The organism is Paenibacillus sp. FSL R5-0517, from assembly GCF_037974355.1.
In the GTDB taxonomy this organism is placed as follows: Bacteria; Bacillota; Bacilli; order Paenibacillales; family Paenibacillaceae; genus Paenibacillus.
In genome coordinates, this window is sequence record NZ_CP150235.1 from 824948 (window position 1) to 844290 (window position 19343).

The following is a 19343-nucleotide window of genomic DNA, read 5'->3' on the forward strand; positions in this document are numbered from 1 at the left end:
GGCCAGGTTACCCACTTATGGGAGCGTGCAAATTCAGATGTAGTTCCAGTAGATCTATTAATTGGTCAACGATCTCCTCGGCCGGATAAGGCATGGCATTCATAATCCACCACTCCAGGAGGCCTACAGCAGCGGAAGCAAGAAACTGTATGGTAATCTCTTTTTTCATACCTTCCTGGATGCCACAGGCATCCATCTGATCCTGTACTCCTTGGACCAACAATGTCATCAACTTACTACGGAATGCCGGAATACCTTTTTTGGTTAGAAGTGTAGTGTAGGTAGAGGCATGTTGTTCCAGATAACGGAAAGTTCTGAGCAGCGCATCCTTGGCCGTAACAGGTGTTGTAGTAGAGCTTTCGATCATACAGGCATCCAACAACTGCTGCAAATAGGTATCAATGCATTGATCCAACAGGTCGAACTTGTCAGCGTAATGCAAATAGATGGTTCCTCGGTTTACGTTAGCCCGATCAGCAATATCGTTTATCGTAATTTGCTCGAAATCCTGTTCCTCCAGTAACCCGACAAAAGCTTCGATTATCGCCTTTCGTGTCTTGAGTACTCGTCTGTCCATGGCCCCTCCTATAGGTGGTTTTTCAACAATAAGGAAACATTCGTTGATTATTCAACAAAAGCGGATATTTTAACGATTGAAGCATAGTAGGTGCTTTGTTACTCTTATTTTATCAACAAATGTTGATAAAACAACGATTATTCATAAAATATGAAATTGAGGGATAACCAATGAAAATATTAGTGTATGGTGCGGGGATTCTGGGGAGTCAACTGGCGCACGTCCTGGTACGCGGTGGCAATGATGTCACTGTTCTGGCTAGAGGGAAGCGGGCAGAGGAGCTGGAGAAGGATGGAGTCGTCATCCGGCATATGTTTCAATTCAAAACGACAGTTGATCCGGTTCGGGTCACCAGAACGTTGGAGGTGGATGACCAATATGATCTGATTTTTGTTGTGATGAAATATAATGATTTTCCTTCAATATTACCTATTCTGGCAGACAATCAGAGCAGCAATATTGTAATCGTAGGTAACAACGCAGATGCACGAAGCATGCAAAACTTTTTGGAGGTAAACAGCAAGGTGGCAAAACAGATCGCGTTTGGATTCCACGTGAGTGGAGGGAAGCGTGAAAAAGACCGCATGTTATCGATCGGTGGAGGCAGCGGACAAATGGTGATTGGCAGTCTGGATGGTGATATCAAATTTAAACCTTTGCTGGATCAAGCTTTCCAACATGTGAAATACAAGTTGAATGTTCTAAGCGATATTGATGCCTGGTTGAAAAGCCATATTGTGCCCATTCTGATGCTGAATGCAGTGAGCTTTAATGAGAAGTTTGAGTTGATCAAGTTGGACGGGAACAGAAAGCAAATTCATCATATGATTAGGGCGATGGATGAGGGCTTCAGCGTACTTGAGGCAATGGGCATAACGATTATACCGGAGATTCAGGCTAAAATGATTCGTAAGCATCAACGGACGTTGTACCTTCTGTTGAAGATCTACAGTGTGCTTCCAATTCATAAGCTGATTGCGGGTTCTTTTGGAGAGATTGAGGCACTAAATAATGTATTTAACGATTGGAAAAAGACAACAGGCATCCCGACACCCCATTGGGACGTGCTGAAAAGAGATTTTACTCCCCTTAAATAAAGTGTACTCTTGCTCATTAACCCAATACCGACTACAATAAAACCAACTAATAAAATAGGAATAAGGTGGTATTCTGATGCGGGAAGTGCCCATGCGCTATGTGAAAGCGAATCAGGTCGGTATTGTGTTGTTTGTTTTACTTTCATTTGTGTTTAATCCACTTGTAGTTCTGGGCGCGCTGTGGAGCATTCAGGTGGTTGGTCTGGCTTCCGGTGGAAAGCTTAATCTGTTTGTGCAAATTGGGAAAGTTGTGTTGACCAGTAAAGGGACAGAAACGCAGGCAGTGGAGCTGCAGCGATTCAACAATATTCTGGCTGTGCTCTTCCTGTCTCTGGCGATCATTTCATTTTCACTTGGCTGGACGGTTGCAGGTTATCTATTTGCTGTGATGCTTCTTACAGCTGCAAGTGCCGCCCTGGTGGGCTATTGTGTGGGCTGCACCGTATACTTCTGGTACAAACAATTGCGAGCAGGCAGAAAAATTGGATTTTGAGGTGGCTGAAGTGAGACGAAGATACGATGACGAGAACGCCCGATACTTCGAGTAAAGAGAGCTATACTCCGAGGAGTTTTCTTGCGGCAAGTATCAGCTGAACCTATAGCGATCGTGATACGAATCACTTCATATGAAATCCCCTTCAAGTGAACCGTTCACTTGAAGGGGATTTTTTTACCTAAACCAAGCCTTGTTCAGATTGTTCGTGAAATTGTTATCGTTAAAAGGTACGTTGGCGCTGCCAAAGTCCGTAGTATTAAGCGCATTTCGTGCCGCAGAAGTCAGGTCGTCCCATCCGATTAAAGGTTGTGTTCCCCCAACAGTGTTAGTAACACCAAGTTCATGGTTTAGCGGCCAGGTGCTATTATAGGAAATTAACGGATGGTTACCTTGTGTATTGGTATTGCTCGGTGTGACGTTGGTGAACTGGCCGTGACCGGAATACGCGATGGAGAGGATTTGGGGATTGGCCGCTGCCGGATTATCCACCCACACGACGATACCTTCCCAGTCATGACGATGGCCGAGTCCAGGGGAGGGGGAGTCTTTGGGGAAATACCATGAATACATGATAGCCCACACCCCATTGTGCCAAGCGGAACGGGAGTAAATCTGTCCTGTACTGGAGCTACAGTTTCCATTCGATGACCCGGACGTATTCAAACCAGCACTGGTATTGCCCTGTTGATCCACTGCGGGGAAAGGCACACAACCATGATAGACTTTGAGAAAAGGCTGAAAACGCTTGGCTGCTTGTTGTGTCACGGTAACGGGTGAGAGTTCCTGAAATCCGACAACCTGATCATGATTAATCTCCGCTGCTTCAACAACGGTGACCCAAGGAACACATGCCATAAGAAAGGCCAGGAGCATTAACACAATTTTTTTCATTCCTAATTCTCCTTCGCTGATAAGGTGTGATGCTGGGGGAGGGTGCACTAAGACTATAGTGTAAAAAGGTTTATATTATTTATCTTTTTATCTTAAGATTTGTAAATTTGTAGTATATCCATGTCATAATCAGATGAAGGTATCGAAACCGAAGACTAATTCCTGTGCAAGCGGGCAGAATGGTTGAATAATGAGACTATTTTACATAAAAGGCAGTGGGAAAGATTCAGGACTGGTGCAGGATGTTTATTGGGTATTAGATGGATTAGTGGGTACATATATGAAAAAATATACTTATAGATTATAGGCTAGGACATCTTTACATTTGATGATATGATAGGAGTTAAAGGCTTTGGAATGAGACGGAATTCCTGATGCATAGATATAGGTAAGACGAAAGATTAGAGCAGAATGAACGGAAGTTCATTGTTGTGTTAAAATTTTGCCCTTTTGTGGACTGATGCAAGGTAAGATTATGAGGTCGTATAGACTCATGGATAATGTGGAATAGGTGGCGTATGAGATGAAAAAAGCTCGCTTAATATATAATCCGACCTCAGGCCGGGAAGAAATGAAGAAACGTCTGGCTGATATTTTGCAGCGTTTGGATCAAGGTGGTATTGAAGCTTCATGTCATGCAACAACAGGTGAAGGTGATGCAACCCGCGAAGCTGAACTCGCGATTGAACGCGGCTATGACATGATTATTGCTGCTGGTGGCGATGGTACGTTGTACGAAGTCATCAACGGTATGGCCGAGCGGGAGAACCGTCCTCCGCTGGGTGTGTTTCCTTTGGGAACAACGAATGATTTTGCGCGTGCACTCGGCATTCCGAGACAGTGGGAAGATTACGTGGATCTGGTCATTAACCAGCAGCTTCGTCCGCTCGATCTGGGCAAAGCGAATGATAAATATTTTATCAACATCGCCGGTGGCGGATCATTAACTGAACTGACCTATGAAGTACCGAGTCGTCTGAAAACGATGATTGGGCAACTGGCCTATTATATGAAGGGTATTGAGAAAATGGCGAGCCTGTCTCCTCAGGAGCTGATTATTCGCGCCGACGGTCAGGAAGAGATTCATGATGAATTCATGTTATTCCTCATCGCCAATACCAATTCGGTCGGGGGCTTCGAGAAGTTGGCTCCAGGTGCAACCATTGACGATGGTCTGTTCGATGTGATCGGTGTCCGCAAATGTAATCTGGCTGATATGATCCGCCTCGTCACGCTCGCGCTGCGTGGGGAGCATCTGAACGATAAGAAAGTGGTTCATTTCCAGACAAGTCATATGGAAGTTACGTCGCCAGGCTATGTGCAACTGAACCTCGATGGAGAGTTGGGCGGCACGCTGCCAGCCACATTTACGAACCTCAAGCATCATCTGCAATTGTATCGTTAAAAATGTGGGTGCTGGGGCAACGTGGGGCTTGAGAAAAGCAACGTTGATCGCCTCAGAAAAGCAATGCTGCAGCGGTGTTTGCACAGTATCGCATAACTGTTGAGGAGAGTTGGATTCAGCTCTGCGGTAAGGCGAGATGGAATTGGATTTTCCAGTTGCTGTGTACGGTGGGATCGCGTATAATCTCATGTGGTCACCGTGAGGTGAGCTTAACGAACTCAGAAAGCCTTAAAAGTGGCGAAATCGCCGAAGCTGCGAATCAAACGAATCTCAACGTCGTTATTTTGGAGAAAATGATCTAATAAGGTCGTAAAAGACCATCCGAGGTTGATATAACGTTTCTGAAGTTCATTAGAAATTCGGAACGTTATTTTTGATGTGAATAAGGTATGCCAGATTCGTTAGAATCAGGAACAAAATGAAAAATGAGATTTTTCCCTCGCCTGCACAGGCAGGGTACTATATAAGAAGAAAGAAGTGAATGTACGTTGTCTAATACGAACCGCAGCGGTCGTGGAAAAAACCGCCGGAATTCGGCTGCCTCTCAGGGGCAAGGGAACGCTTCAGCGTCCCGTCAGCCAAGTCAATCATCTCGTCCATCATCACGTCAGCAAGGAAAAGAGGTGCGGCCACAAGGCGCATCTCTTTCTGCCGTTCGTCCAAAGGGGAGAGCGCGTGAATCTGCACCAATCGAAGGGCTGCCCGTTAGCAAAAATGAAGAGACCGTCATCGACATCATTGGTATGAACCATGAAGGTGAGGGCGTAGGTCGTGCGAATGGATACACGCTCTTTGTGCAGGGTGCGCTTCCCAGTGAAACTGTGCGCGTGCGCGTGATGAAAACCAAGAAGCAGTATGGCTACGCCAAGTTACTGGAGATCGTGAACGCCAGCCCGGATCGTGTGTCCGCGCCTTGCCCGATCTATGATCAGTGCGGAGGCTGCCAGATCCAGCATATGAGCTATGCCGGACAGCTTGCGTGGAAACGCCAGTTGGTCGTAGATAATTTGCAGCGGATTGGCAAGTTGAACGTGATGGTGGAGGATGCGGAGACGTTGGGATCCAACGTGCAGGATGACGCTTCAGTTGGTGATGCGAATCAGACAACTGAACCGGCTACTTCTGAAGTGCAAATGATCGGCAGCAATCGTATTCGACTTCGCCTTGAAGGTGTCATGAACGGAGAAGATACGGAGCAGGGCATTCGTGTACTGCCTACGATGGGTATGGACGAGCCATGGCGCTATCGGAATAAGGCACAGGTGCCAATTGGTGTGACCGAGGGTGGCCTGGTAGGAGGATTTTATGCCAAAGGAAGCCATCGGATCATCGATATGGAGAGCTGTCTTATTCAGCATGAGCACAATGATGAAGTCGTTGCGAAGGTGAAAGAGATCGGCAGTCATTTTGGAATCAGTGCATATAACGAAGAGACAGGTCGCGGCCTGCTGCGCCATGTGGTTGTGAAGAAGGCGTTCCGTACAGGCGAGATGATGCTTGTACTGGTTACCAATGGTCGAGATATTCCGTACAAAGACGAATGGATTGGCAGTATCCGTGAAGCGATTCCGCATGTCGCGAGCATCTGCCAGAACGTGAACAAAAAACAGACCAACGTTATCTTTGGCGATGAGACCCGAGTACTGTGGGGCCGTGATGTAATCTATGACTTTATTGGCGATGTGCAGTTTGCGATCTCGGCGCGTTCGTTCTATCAGGTGAATCCGGTGCAGACGGAAGTACTGTATGGGAAGACGGTAGAATATGCCGGACTGAGCGGCAAAGAGACGGTAATTGATGCCTATTGTGGCATTGGAACGATTTCTCTTTTCCTCGCACAACATGCGGATCAAGTGTACGGGGTAGAGATTGTACCTGAAGCGATTGAGGATGCTCGCAGCAATGCACTCTTGAACGAGATGCGTAACGTGAAGTTTGAAGTTGGCGCATCCGAGGACGTTATTCCACGCTGGAAAGAACAAGGCATCGAAGCTGATGTCATCGTTGTCGATCCGCCGCGTAAGGGCTGCGATCCACGTTTGCTGGATACAATCCTTGAGATGAAGCCGGAGCGCGTGGTGTACGTCAGTTGTAATCCGAGCACGCTGGCACGTGATCTACGTGTGCTGGAGGATGGCGGGTATCGCACGGTTGAGGTAACGCCAGTGGATATGTTCCCACACACGGTGCATGTGGAGTCGGTGGCGATGCTCAAATGGAAGGGGCAGGACTAATTCCTACGCCTCACGTTGTTCCAACTTCCTTATTGATTGAGGATTGGAAATATGTAATGTATGGCTTTGATTGAACCGTCTTGCTTTATATAGGCACGGAGTTGTTCTTCCGTGTCTTTTTTTGTACCTGTAATACTAGGAACAGCCAGATGACAATGGAATTTCAGAGGGCATCAACAGGCTTTTCGAAACTGTTGACAATTGGCATATATGTAATTATATTTAATATATCAGGCGCTTGGTGCTGTAAAACTACTAGTGTAAACGCTACCAAGCAAAACTTTACGCAATATAGTTCAATTCCGCCGAGGAAGAAAATGGAGATTTGATGGTGTACTTAGTCCCGGTTATGTACACGCACTGTCCATTTACGAGTGACATTCATCGTATTCATCGTAGTTTTGTAGAGCATTTTCAGCAACGCTTCATTGCTTGGGAAAATGCTTTTTTCTTTAGGCTTTGCGATGTTGACGAAGGAACCCTCAAGTATTTCCGTCGTTGTACTCTTCGCATCAAGCTTTTTATGTCCTGCATCGTGTCATACTCCGCCTCCAGCATGAATTGCAGAATCTCTGCATACAACTATGCAAACAACTCTTTCAGTGCAAATTCACCTTGTCCATCATTATGGACTCATTCTTCTGCACAATTACTTTCACTTGCTCATCACGTATACTATCCTCTTTAATCAGCCTTTCTAAAGATTATCTAACGGGGGAATATGATGTCTAAATCAATAGAATCTATCTTGAGAGATGAAATTTTTGCTGAGCTGGACATCGAGTATTCGGATGACCACGATACCCGTTTGTTGGAACAAGGGATCGATTCAGTAGGCTTCATCAAGCTTATTGTTTTAGTGGAATCGAAGTTTAACATCTCGATCCCTGATGAAGATCTGTTATTTGAGAAGTTCTCCACGGCTGGATTAATCCTTAATTATTTGACTGAGAAAACGCTATGATGACTATCATTCAGCGTCTATTTCTGGAGGCCTCTGATCGCCAAGATCATATTATCCTTGAAGATCTAAAGCAGCAATGGACTTACGCAGAGGTGATGACAGAAGCTTATTTGATTGCTTTATACATCCACAAGAATTTTGAGCTTGAGTCCGGAAGTCATCTTGCATTATACACAAATAATGAGCCCTTGTTCATTTTTGCGGCGCTTGGCATTCAATTCTGCGGTTTTGTGTTAGTACCGGTTCCTTATTCGGCATCCAATACTGAAATTGAAAATATTTTAAATGCCAGTGACGCCAAATTGGTTATCAGCAAATCTGCACAGCCTGCGCATTTAAATTGCGACATTCCTTGGGTTACCGCTCAGGATTTATCGCAAGAACCAATGCCTGCGTTCGAATTGATCTCGTTAACCAATCAGTCCAATCCCAATCAATGTGCGATTCTCCTTCCTACATCAGGCACAACCGGAAAATCTAAAATCGTTATGTTATCCCATTGGAATGTATTAACGAATGCGTTGGCACATGGCGGAAAGGTGGGGTATACGGATCAAGATTCGTTTCTTGTAACGATGCCCGTTCATTTCAGTTCTACGATTGTCACGCAATTGATTTCTTGCATGTTATATGGAACCCGAATTAAACTTATCAGCTTGCCTTTGCTGCCGCGCACAGCGTTTAAACTGTTTCAGAATAAGGCGGTCACGGCATTCTCAGCGGTGCCTACGCAATTGATGCACTTTGTTTCCGATTTCCATCAGACAAAGAACTGGAGTGCCTTTGATTCAATTGAATTTATTGTAATTAGCGGTGCGGCGATTCCCGCGAAATTAGTAGACCATCTTCAGACTGTATTTCCTCACTCGGACATTATTCAAACCTATGGATTGACCGAAGCTTCTCCGCGGGTGAGCATGATGGAACGGGGAGAGCGCAGCTTATCCTGTGGATCACCCATAAATGACGTTTCTATTCGTCTTGTCGACGAAGAAGAGAATGAGGTTGAAGGAGCAGCTATCGGAGAAATTTGGGTCAAGGGCCCGAATGTGATGCTCGGTTATTACAAAAACCCGGAGCTAACGAACGCTACCATTGTTGAGGGCTGGTTGAAGACAGGAGATTTGGGATATTGGAATGAATCAGGATGTCTTATACTCACAGGCCGAAAGAAGAATATCATTATATCCGGCGGTATCAATATCTATCCGGAAGAAATCGAGGAATTTTTGTACGGCTTGAAAGAAGTGGAGGAGGTCATGGTTGTTGGTGTACACGATAATTTGTTAGGTGAAGTGCCCATCGCATTTCTGAAAGTCTTTAATGATTGCCTGGTTGATATAGATGCACTGACACGACATTGCAAATTGCATTTGTCATCGTATAAAGTGCCTAGACAATGGAGGATTGTAGATAACATTCCAAAAACAAAGACAGGAAAACTGGACAGGGCAAGTACGAAGCGCTTATTGCTAAATGAGATATACTGATTCGGAATCCTTAAGCCATTTAACCAAATAACCAGGGGTGAACGAAGGTTGAAGAATTCAACTCAAACATTGGGCAGAAAAATATTGCCGGTCAGTTATCCGATGATTACAACCTATACGCAACATGCTCATCTCTTGTCGATCCTTACCCATTACGAGTGCGCACACCCATGGATATATAGCAATTATATTCAATTATTTATTAACAAAGATTATAAACACCATTGGGGAGATTTTTATTTCCCTCTGACTTATGAGCTGCGACCTTCGGATGCGTGCAAATGGATTACTACTCAAAAGCTACATAGAGATACTGTAACAACGAAATGGGACTCTGTTATTCATTTTATTGTAGAAAATATTAATGCCAATAACTATGTCCATACCATGATCAATTATTTCTACGTGCCCTTAAGCGATCGCTACAATAAACTTCAATTGCATCATGACATATTTGTTTACGGCTATGATTTGGATAGAGAGATATTGTATGTTTCCGATTTTTTTAAGAACGGGGTGTATAGTCAGGCTGAGATATCATTTACTGATTTCAATCTTGCGTTCGACAAGAATCATCTAACAACGAATCATGATTATCTGAGAGAAATGGTTTACCTGTATACATTCAATGATCATTATCAGGATAAATTCAGTGCAGATACCCTAGTGAATTCGATAAGAAATTATTTCACTAAGAAAACGCCGGAGTATTGGGAGATGTTTAACTACGGGGGCGACAGGCAAAATCTTGACTTCGGCATGCAAATATACACAACTCTATTTAATTATGCGAAAGAGACATCGGAACATAAGGCTATGCTTGATATAAGGCCCTTTCATTTACTTTATGATCATAAGAAGATAATGACGCTAAGATTCAAGTACTTGTACGATAATCAGCATTTAATTGAATTAAATCAAGAGCATATAGATGAATTCACAGCTATTGAAATTAAAGCAAAAATCCTTGTGAATCTAGCGATTAAATATAATTTGACAAAGGATATGAGTATTTCCGAAAGTTTACAAACGCTGATTACGAATATAGAAAATGAAGAATCCATATTCTTTGAACGATGGTTGAAGAAGGTAGACATTCAGTAATGTTGAGGGAGCAGATGATCTCAGTTTTGGATATCTCTTCTTGCACCCGAATAGAACTTAGCCCGAAGCCCGTGGTGATCCGGGCATATTTATGGAGGGAGTGATGCCGGGATTATAATCGTTGCGATACAGCGTATGGAGTAAGCCGAACGTTGCTCTTGTCTTAACGATTCCGTTTGCTGACAGCCTATCGCCTTCTTGGCTTTCAACGATCCGCATTGCTTCAAGCGCTTTTTTCCGGCACAACCACAGCGAATCAGCTCACCTCAAGAATCTCTCCTTTTATTTGACCCGACATCTTGTGATTCATGCATAGCATTATACCTGTTCGATTGAATTAATAGTGGTTTCACAAACCTTAAGCAAGGGTGGGGATCATAATATTCATTGTATTAACAGGAGTTGCAGGTTTCATCGGTTCCAACCTTGCCGAGAGGCTGCTGCGGGAAGGCCATTCCGTTATCGGCGTCGATAATTTTCTGACCGGGTCTACTGTCAACATAGACAATCTCTTACGGTCGCCAAATTTCAAGTTTATCGAGCATGACGTCATTTATCCGCTCGCAATTGAAGGCCCTGTCGATTGGGTGATGCATTTTGCAAGCCCTGCCAGTCCGCCTAAATATTTGTCCTATCCGATCGAAACGATGAGGGTCAACAGCGAAGGGACTATGCATCTGCTGTATCTGGCCAAAGAAAAGCAGGCTGCCTTCTTCTTGGCTTCAACAAGCGAGATCTACGGTAACCCAACTGTTCACCCTCAGCCGGAGAGCTACTATGGCAACGTGAATTCGATTGGAGCAAGAAGCTGCTACAACGAAGCGAAGCGCTATGCAGAGGCGATCACCTACTGGATGAACAGGAAATACGGTATACCGGTAAGGGTCATTCGGATCTTCAATACATTCGGCCCGAAGATGGATCTACATGACGGACGCGTCATTACCAATTTCATTAATGAAATCATGTCCAAGCAAAACCTTACGATTTATGGCGACGGCAGACAGACGAGAAGCTTTCAGTATATCGACGATTTGCTGGAAGGGATTGTGAGACTGATGAGCACCACGTATGAACAGCCAATCAATTTGGGGAATCCGGAGGAAGTCACCATACTTGAAGTCGCCCAAATATTGAAGGAGTTAATGAAGTCCAACGCGCAGTTAGAGTTTCTCCCGCTGCCGGAAGACGATCCAAGGAGAAGGAAGCCGGATATTACCATTTCAAGGACGATTATGAACTGGGAACCGGCGATCAGTTTACATGATGCACTCGCTAAAACGATCCATTATTACCAGGGTCAATATATCCATTAAACGGGAGGTACCTATGCAAGAACAGATCATAGCGATGATAAGCGAAATCAAGGAAGACGCTGAGCTGGCAAACCGTTTGAACGAGCATTCCAACATCATGGAAGACGGGGGATTGGACTCCCTACAGCTAATTACTTTTGTATTAAATGTGGAAGAGCGTTTCGGTATTGAGATCGATTTTGAACAATTCGACTTCGATCTTATGGAGTCGGTAACGACCTTCTGCAATTATATCTCGGAGCTACAGAAGACAGCGCCTGTATGAACGATAGACGCAAGTTCGAGCTCATTATCGGGACATTTGATGCGGAACGCTTCTGGCGCGACCCTAATCTAGCCAAACTGCCTTCGTTTCACGATCCTGAAATGGAGAATATCGTGATGGCCATGGATGAGCTGCTCTTCCCATTTTGCGAGGCGCAGGATAGGCTCATTACTCGCTATCGAATGAACATTTGCCATAAAGAGTATTTGCATGAGATCGGATTTAAATTTCTTTCCAATTCAACCGATCTCGAGAGTCCTGATGTAGGAAGCGCAGGCAGAACCGCCAATATCTTCGACCTGCTCACATCAGCCGATCGAATGGGGGACATGGATCTCTACTTGCTGGATGGCGCCCGGTTGTCGCCCTTTGCAATCATTCCGGGGGCGGATCGTACTGCAGCGCGTTACGGGTTGGAACAGGATTTTCCAGCTATCGAAACGGTTCAGACTGTCAATTCGAAGCTGTATTCAACCGAATTGAACCGTCGCCTTGATCTTCAGTGTGACAGCCAGACGGTCTATTCTCCCGAAGAGCTGCGGGCAAGCGGCTTGACTTTGCTGAATCAAGGACCCTTCCTGATCAAAGATGAGTTTGGGGTATCGGGGAAAGGGAATTTGTTGATCGAGTCGGAAGCGATTTTGCGGCGAGTCACATCCTATGTCGCCGATCAGTGTAGCAAGGGAAAAACGGTTCGGTTTATTCTTGAGCCGTTCCTCCGCAAGGAATTGGATTTTTCTTGCCAATTCCACATCGATCCGGACGGTACTTACCGACATATCTCAGTGCAGCAGTTGGTCAATCACAATTTCGCTTACCAAGGCTCCTATACAGCAGACGATAGGTTGCTTCATATGCTGCAGGAAGCGAAGTATTTTGATGTAATGAAACGGGCGGCTCGCGAGCTTTATCGTTCGGGTTATCACGGCGACGTATGCGTAGATTCCATGCTGTTGACAGACGGCCGCATCGTTCCGATTGTTGAGGTGAATGCCAGAAAATCGATGAGTCTGATCAAGCATTACGTTGACCGCTACCTGAAGAAGCACGACACGGCCGGGAGCATGACGCATGCGACTTTACAGTTTGCATGCGATGTATCATTCGATCAATTGCTTGAATCGCTGGACCGCGAGGGTGTTCTATATAAGCCTGATCGAGGATTCGGTATTTTACCGTTAAGCGCGAATACGCTCCTTATTAACAAAGTCGTCAATGAGTGCAAGGGGATCCGGAATAAGCAGGTGAAAGGCAGATTATATTATTCGTTGATTGAAGGGGAATGGGATAACGAACGATTGATCGCTAAGGTTAAGGAGGTGCTGTCGTCGTTATCCTTCAAGATCGCCCGCTGATGCAGTCCGAAGCGCTTGAAGCCATGAATGGAGGAAGAAATTTTATGGGTAAGCGGAAAGTGACGATTCTATGCTCGGGTTTCGGTCTGGGTTTCTATATTCCCGGTCTGTTAGCTGCAAGTGATTTCGAGAAAAGGGAGATCGCGACGGAAGTGCTCGTGTTCGAAAGCTATTTGGAGCAAGACAAGATGGATCATATTGTAGACAGCAGAAAGGCTTATCACAATAATTTCGCACTTGCCAATCTATCGGCCCGAATGCCGATGGATATCCGGGGCAGCATTGATTATGCCCAGGTCGAGCTGTTGCTGGAGGCGTGGAAAGCGGAAGACCGATACGAATTCATATCGCTATCCGGACACTGGATCTATATTCTGGATTTGTATAGGGAGAAGATGCTGCCGAATCGAATTCATGTAGACCTGCTCTACGTCGATTCAGATCTGGCCCCGTCCTGGAAGAGCTTGAAGAAGTTTCATCCTCACTATGACGAGTATTATTACAATGCTTGTCTCTATGACACCGACAAGATGGAGATTCGATGCGAAATCCCGGTTCTTCATCGTACGCCACTGCCCTTCAACTCAAGGAAGCAGCGGCTTGTTGTTCATGGCGGCGGCTGGGGGATGGGCACTTATCAAAGTACAATTCCAGAGCTTGCCGGCCATAACTACGGGCTTGATATCGTAGCTTACGATTGGAAGGAAGCGAAGCCCGATCCCGATCACCGATATTGGATGAATGATCCGGAATGGTGTGCATGGGTGAAGAGTGCGAACGGCCTGCACGAGTTTCCGCCATACATCGAAATAACGGGAGAAGGCACGAAGTCATACGCCGCTGAGGTTGATCATCATTGGTTATTCGATATCGCTTCGGAGGCGATGGCTATCGTGGCCAAGCCGGGAGCGGGCACATTAATCGACTCGCTTGCATCCGGTACCCCTCTTATTTTGCTGGAGCCGTTCGGAAGTCACGAGCTTAGCAATTTGGAATTGTGGGAGTCTCTGGGGTTCGGAATCCGCTACGAGAAGTGGAAGGAGATGGATTTTTCCGTAGAGGTCCTTAAGGAGATGCATCAAGCGCTCATGAACAGACCCGGAGAACGAACGAATTATGTGGATCATTATTGTGCGAGAGTCGCGTTAACGAAGGGGTAACATTTCAATGGCAAAAGGGGTTATGCGATGAGCGTAAACAAATTGAGTGTCGTCCAAGATAAGACAATGACAAGCTATCCGAGATGGATCGTCATGCAGCTGTTGGAGGAGTGTAATTTACGATGCAAGATGTGCTATGAGTGGGGACTCGAAGGGCCCTACAAAAGCAAAAAAACGTTAGCGCATCTGGATCCGGATCTCATTAAAAAGATCATCGTCGAGTGCAGCCCGGGCAAGCCATATTACGATTTCTTCGGTGGCGAGCCACTGATGTACCCTTGGCTGGGCGACATTCTCGCCATGATCAATCACTATGGAAGTAAAGCAGATTTTCCCACGAACGGCACATTGCTTGAGCAGCATGCCGAGATGCTTGTCGAGACTGCTCCAAATAAGATCTGGATGTCTCTCGACGGCCCTGAGGAAATCAACGATAAGCAGAGAGGCAAAGGCGTATTCAAGAAAGTAATCAAGGGGATCGAGAAGCTTTATGAGCTTCGGGAAAGCAAGGGCAAGCAATTTCCGAAAATGGGTGTATCCTTTATCATTACGCCCTTGAACTATATGTACGTTGAGGAATTTTTCTTTAAGCATATCGACTTGTCGATGTTGGACCATATCAGTATGGAAGTGCAGCTCTACGCAACGGAAGAGCAATATGCCCAATATGTGGAGGTTCTTAGTGACAAATTCGACGTGCATGAAGCTCCTTATGCCAAGGGGATGGTGTGGCGGGACACCAGTTCGTTCAGCCAGATCGATATTCCGGAATTGACGAGACAGCTCAATAATGTTAAAGCGTACTGCTTGAAAAACAGTATTCATGTGATCACCTATCCGAAAACGATAGATGAGCAAAATTTGAGCAACTATTTCTCGGGGCAATTCCATCAGATGGCTGATAAACGAAATCGCTGCTCCCTTCCATGGGTTTATGCAGAGATTACAGCAAGGGGCGACGTTTCGCCCTGCCATGCCTTCTATGATTTGACCTTTGGCAACGTGAACGAAGAGAGCTTGATGGATATCTGGAGTAGTGACAAGTACAAAGATTATCGCGCGTATATGAAAAAAAATATGCTTCCGATCTGCACGGCTTGTTCAAGGTATTATATCTATTGATTCATGTGAATGACCTAATAGGTTTAAGAGGGGTGGTGTTGATATGAATCCGAAATCAGAGATTAAACGTTCCCCAAAGGATTTGCAAATATTGAAACGTACGATCAAGAATACGGTGGAAACCAAGCGGAACATGGAGAAAATAGCGGGTTACGCGACACCGCTGCCAGAGTCGGTCGGGATTAAACTGACGAACCAATGCAACTTGCGCTGCAAGCATTGCTATCAATGGAACGACACTGGCTACCATCACTTTATGACACCGGAGCAGCAGCGGGAGCAGCTCGACTACGGGCTGCTGGAGAAGCTGATCCTTGAGACGGAACCAGCCAAGTCGAGACTCTATATCTGGGGCGGCGAGCCGCTCGTATACAGCCATTTCGACCGTTTGGCCGATTTGCTTGAAGCCCATCCTCGCGAGACGACGATCTGTACGAACGCGATGCTGATCGAGCGAAAGCTGGACACCTTGCTGAGAATCTCCGACAACCTGGAGCTGCTCATTGCACTTGATGGATTCGAAGAAGAGAATGATGCGCTTCGCGGCAAAGGGGTATTTAACAAGGCGATCGATGCTATTCGGATGCTAGTCGAGCTGCGTAAGGAAAACCAATTCAGGGGCAAAATTACGATCCATACTGTCGTTAACGATGCTATGACCGACAAGCTGTATGATTTGTTGGACTTTCTGGAGGGCGTCGGTGTAGATATGGTCATGGTCTGCTTCCCGTGGTACATCTCGGACGAATGCACGCAGGGAATGGACGATTACTTTGACCAGAAGTTCGACTTTCTTCCGGCGAGCGAGCACAAGGGCGAACGAAGCTGGCACGCCTTTAACTACAAGCTCGATCCGGAGCGTATCCCTGCTTTGATGAGCGAGTTGGACCGGGTGAATAATCGGGTCTGGAAAATGCGTTTACGCTACCAGCCGAATCTGGATTATGACCAGATCGAAGATTTCGTGCTCGGCAAAGAGGTGAGGAGTAAAGGCACGATGAACAAGAAGTGCCTGGCTCTCTCGAACCGGATGGACATTACGCCCGATGGAACGATTGTTGCGTGCAAATTTTTCAAGGAGTTCGAGATCGGCAATTTAAATGAAGCGTCCGTACAGGAATTATGGCACGGCATGACCTACAGAAGGATAAGGGAAATGATGGATGAACGACTGACACCGGCATGTTCCAAGTGCAGTGTCTTGCATTTGCACGGTGTTTAACTATTCTACATGAGCATAAATGAGGTGAATCAGTGAGCATTATCCAAGTGGAACGCTTATCCAAAAGCTTCAATTACTACGAAAAAGAATTGGGGTTCAAAAAATCGCTGAAAAATTTAGTGAAGCGGAAATCACTGATCAAAGAAGCGGTTAGCGAAATATCACTTGTCATCGAGCAAGGCGAGATGGTCGGGTTCTTAGGCCCGAACGGTTCCGGCAAAACGACTACGCTTAAGATGCTGTCCGGCATCTTGTATCCGACAAGCGGGCAAGCGACGGTATTAGGCTATATCCCTTGGGAGCGAAAAAAAGAATTCAAGATGCAGTTCTCGATCGTGATGGGGCAGAAATCGCAGTTGTGGTGGGATTTACCGGCGAACGAATCGTTGTACCTGAACAAATGCATTTATGAGGTCGAGGATAAGCCCTACAACCTTGTCCTGGATGAGCTTACGGAGATGCTTGGTGTTAAAGATCTGCTCAATATTCAGGTGCGCAGGCTTTCGCTGGGGGAACGGATGAAGATGGAGCTAATTGCGTCGCTCATCCACCGGCCTAAGGTGATTTTCCTGGATGAGCCTACAATCGGACTCGATCTGATTTCGCAGAAGCGCATTCGGGAGTTCCTGAAGTATTATAACCAGCAGACGAAAGCAACGGTCATTCTGACAAGCCACTACATGGCGGATATTGAGGATTTATGCAAACGCACGATCATCATCAATCAAGGGAAGATCGTATACGATGGCGATCTTCGGCGTGTGAACGAATTGTTTCATGCAAAAAAGATCATCAAGCTGCAATTTACGGACGAAGTGCCGAGGCAGGCGCTAAGCGACTATGGCGCTATTATGGAACATGACGGCATGAATGCGGTCATGGAGATCGATAAGCATGACCTCCAGCGGCTTTCCAAGATGATGCTGGACCGGTTCCCGATCCTCGATTTCACAGTGGAAGATATACCTGTCGAGCGAGGCATCGAAAGCTTGTATCAGAAAGATGGGGTCAAACATGAAAGCCTTGCAGAAGTATAAAAGGACGTACATTCTTGCACTTCAGAATGCGATGGAGTATCGGACCGATTTCTTTATGAGTATTATCAGCGGCGGCTTCATCATTCTCGTCCAATGCTTCCTCTGGACGGCCGTGTTTCGCAGTTCGCCGCAAGAGATTATTAACGGCTATACGTATTCACAGATCATCATTTATTCCGTGTTGTCTGGCGTTGTCTCCAAGCTGGTTTCTGCCGGCTTCGAAGGGGAAATCGCGAATGATATCAAGACGGGTGGACTGAGCAAATTTATCGCTCAGCCCATTCATTATTTCAGCTATCGGATATGCAATTTTTTCGGTGGGAAAACGGTTCAGATCGGGGTCGTCCTTGTCTTATTCGTCATACTGATGATCGTTTTTACTCAGATTTGGGGGTTTCACCTTAGAGGGGTGCAGATCGTTATGTTCCTGGTCAGCATTCTGTTCGGACTGCTCATCAACTTCCTGCTTTTTTATTCGATTAGTGCTCTCGCGTTCATCATTACCGAGGTTTGGGGCGTTTATATCGCGTTCAACCAAGGCGTCTATCTGCTCAGTGGTGCCATCTTTCCGCTTAATATTTTCGGAGATACGTTTGCCAGAATCTCCAGCTACTTACCGTTTCAATATGTCGTATTCTTCCCGGTTAACATCATCAATGGGAGCATGGCGATTCATGAAATCGTGCGCGGGCTTCTCTTACAGGTGGTCTGGGTAATTGCGCTTATGATAATTTCGAAGTTGTCGTGGGATTCCGGGATGAGGAAATATGTAGCCGTTGGAGGTTAGATCTGTGAGTATCAGCTTGACGGAGTTTCGGAAGCATGTACGTATGTTCTTTATTTTCGCAAAGAACAGCTTGGTCGGTTACATGGAATACAAAGCGAATTTCTACTCCGGTTTGATCATGGAGACTGTATTTCTGTTTTCCAAGCTGATCTATATCTTGTTCGTTTTCCAGCTCGGGATCGAAATCAATGGCATTTCTCCGGACCAGATGATGATCTTCACCGGGACCTATACGATTATGATCGCGATCTATACAGGACTGTTTATGGATAACTTTTATAGATTCGCCGGCCACATCCGCAACGGGACGCTGGACTTGTATATGACGAAGCCGCTTTCGCTGCAGTTCATGATTTCATTTCGGCACGTTAACTTCGCGTTTCCGATCCCGAACCTGATCGCCGGGATCACGATGATCGTACTGGCTTGGCGGCGTCTTGACATCGAGCCAAGCTTTATCCACGTGGCCGGATATATCGGCGTGATCTTGAGTAGCACGATCGTGACCTATTCGGTGCTTCTACTTCCGCAAATTCTTGCCTTCTGGACGGTGAAGTCCGGTTCGATCTTCGAAATACTCGACAAATGTTGGGATTTAAACAATATGCCGATGTACATATACCCCAAATGGCTGCGGAGAATAGGGCTGTATGTTGTGCCGATCTTGTTCATCACCAACATGCCGTCGGTTTATTTGATCGATCGATTGGACTTGTTCCTTGGGATATGGATTTTTGTTGCTCCCGTTATATCGCTTATAGTGGTCAGGCTGTTCTGGAAGCTGGCCGTCAAACGCTATGAAAGCGCCAGCAGTTAGAGAA

Annotated in this window: 18 protein-coding genes; 16 read left to right on the plus strand and 2 right to left on the minus strand. The window is 45.9% G+C overall.

Annotated features, from left to right (window positions below):
• Nucleotides 1-7: 7 nt before the first annotated feature.
• Nucleotides 8-577, minus strand: coding sequence for a TetR/AcrR family transcriptional regulator (locus tag MKX40_RS03815; RefSeq protein ID WP_339239508.1), 570 nt, complete (start codon nucleotides 575-577; stop codon nucleotides 8-10).
• Nucleotides 578-747: 170 nt separating this feature from the next.
• Here MKX40_RS03815 and MKX40_RS03820 point away from each other — a divergent pair, with 170 nt between their 5' ends.
• Together MKX40_RS03820 and MKX40_RS03825 are read left to right on the plus strand one after the other, a co-directional pair.
• Nucleotides 748-1674 (plus strand): 2-dehydropantoate 2-reductase N-terminal domain-containing protein, encoded by a 927-nt coding sequence (locus MKX40_RS03820; protein ID WP_339239509.1) that lies wholly within the window; start codon nucleotides 748-750, stop codon nucleotides 1672-1674.
• A gap of 76 nt (nucleotides 1675-1750) precedes the next feature.
• Nucleotides 1751-2167, plus strand: a complete 417-nt coding sequence (locus MKX40_RS03825; protein ID WP_339239510.1) for a DUF4395 domain-containing protein — start codon at nucleotides 1751-1753, stop codon at nucleotides 2165-2167.
• A gap of 177 nt (nucleotides 2168-2344) precedes the next feature.
• Here MKX40_RS03825 and MKX40_RS03830 read toward each other — a convergent pair whose 3' ends face one another.
• Nucleotides 2345-3061, minus strand: a complete 717-nt coding sequence (locus MKX40_RS03830) for an NPP1 family protein (RefSeq protein ID WP_339239511.1) — start codon at nucleotides 3059-3061, stop codon at nucleotides 2345-2347.
• Between the two features lie 523 nt (nucleotides 3062-3584).
• On the opposite strand from MKX40_RS03830, the gene MKX40_RS03835 reads away from it, so the two are divergent.
• The 14 genes from MKX40_RS03835 (at nucleotide 3585) to MKX40_RS03900 (ending at nucleotide 19339) form a co-directional block, all read left to right on the plus strand.
• Nucleotides 3585-4466 carry a diacylglycerol kinase gene (locus tag MKX40_RS03835; RefSeq protein ID WP_074093499.1) on the plus strand — a complete coding sequence of 294 codons (882 nt, stop codon included), beginning with the start codon at nucleotides 3585-3587 and terminating at the stop codon, nucleotides 4464-4466.
• 488 nt (nucleotides 4467-4954) lie between these two features.
• Entirely contained in the window at nucleotides 4955-6700 is a 1746-nt protein-coding gene (gene rlmD, locus MKX40_RS03840; protein WP_339239512.1) for a 23S rRNA (uracil(1939)-C(5))-methyltransferase RlmD, read from the plus strand.
• Nucleotides 6701-7424: 724 nt separating this feature from the next.
• Entirely contained in the window at nucleotides 7425-7664 is a 240-nt protein-coding gene (locus MKX40_RS03845; protein ID WP_339239513.1) for a phosphopantetheine-binding protein, read from the plus strand.
• Nucleotides 7661-9154, plus strand: a complete 1494-nt coding sequence (locus MKX40_RS03850) for a class I adenylate-forming enzyme family protein (RefSeq protein WP_339239514.1) — start codon at nucleotides 7661-7663, stop codon at nucleotides 9152-9154. The genes MKX40_RS03845 and MKX40_RS03850 overlap by 4 nt, the downstream gene beginning before the upstream one ends.
• A gap of 48 nt (nucleotides 9155-9202) precedes the next feature.
• Nucleotides 9203-10258: a hypothetical protein gene (locus MKX40_RS03855; RefSeq protein WP_339239515.1), complete on the plus strand. Its 1056-nt coding sequence runs from the start codon at nucleotides 9203-9205 to the stop codon at nucleotides 10256-10258.
• A 368-nt stretch (nucleotides 10259-10626) separates the two neighbouring features.
• Nucleotides 10627-11574, plus strand: a complete 948-nt coding sequence (locus MKX40_RS03860; RefSeq protein ID WP_339239516.1) for an NAD-dependent epimerase/dehydratase family protein — start codon at nucleotides 10627-10629, stop codon at nucleotides 11572-11574.
• Nucleotides 11575-11587: 13 nt separating this feature from the next.
• Nucleotides 11588-11839 carry a phosphopantetheine-binding protein gene (locus MKX40_RS03865; RefSeq protein ID WP_339239517.1) on the plus strand — a complete coding sequence of 84 codons (252 nt, stop codon included), beginning with the start codon at nucleotides 11588-11590 and terminating at the stop codon, nucleotides 11837-11839.
• Nucleotides 11836-13194, plus strand: coding sequence for a hypothetical protein (locus MKX40_RS03870; protein WP_339239518.1), 1359 nt, complete (start codon nucleotides 11836-11838; stop codon nucleotides 13192-13194). Before MKX40_RS03865 ends, MKX40_RS03870 begins: the two co-directional genes overlap by 4 nt.
• A 44-nt stretch (nucleotides 13195-13238) precedes the next feature.
• On the plus strand, nucleotides 13239-14354 hold the full coding sequence (locus MKX40_RS03875) for a UDP-glucuronosyltransferase (protein ID WP_339239519.1): 1116 nt from the start codon (nucleotides 13239-13241) through the stop codon (nucleotides 14352-14354).
• A gap of 27 nt (nucleotides 14355-14381) precedes the next feature.
• Nucleotides 14382-15476 carry a radical SAM protein gene (locus MKX40_RS03880; protein ID WP_339239520.1) on the plus strand — a complete coding sequence of 365 codons (1095 nt, stop codon included), beginning with the start codon at nucleotides 14382-14384 and terminating at the stop codon, nucleotides 15474-15476.
• A 43-nt stretch (nucleotides 15477-15519) separates the two neighbouring features.
• The gene (locus MKX40_RS03885) at nucleotides 15520-16698 is read left to right on the plus strand and encodes a radical SAM protein (protein ID WP_339239521.1); all 1179 of its coding nucleotides are present in this window, start codon (nucleotides 15520-15522) and stop codon (nucleotides 16696-16698) included.
• 32 nt (nucleotides 16699-16730) lie between these two features.
• Entirely contained in the window at nucleotides 16731-17735 is a 1005-nt protein-coding gene (locus MKX40_RS03890) for an ATP-binding cassette domain-containing protein (RefSeq protein ID WP_339239522.1), read from the plus strand.
• The gene (locus tag MKX40_RS03895; RefSeq protein ID WP_253430152.1) at nucleotides 17713-18522 is read left to right on the plus strand and encodes an ABC-2 family transporter protein; all 810 of its coding nucleotides are present in this window, start codon (nucleotides 17713-17715) and stop codon (nucleotides 18520-18522) included. Before MKX40_RS03890 ends, MKX40_RS03895 begins: the two co-directional genes overlap by 23 nt.
• 4 nt (nucleotides 18523-18526) lie before the next feature.
• The gene (locus tag MKX40_RS03900; protein ID WP_253430156.1) at nucleotides 18527-19339 is read left to right on the plus strand and encodes an ABC-2 family transporter protein; all 813 of its coding nucleotides are present in this window, start codon (nucleotides 18527-18529) and stop codon (nucleotides 19337-19339) included.
• The last annotated feature ends 4 nt before the right edge of the window (nucleotides 19340-19343 follow it).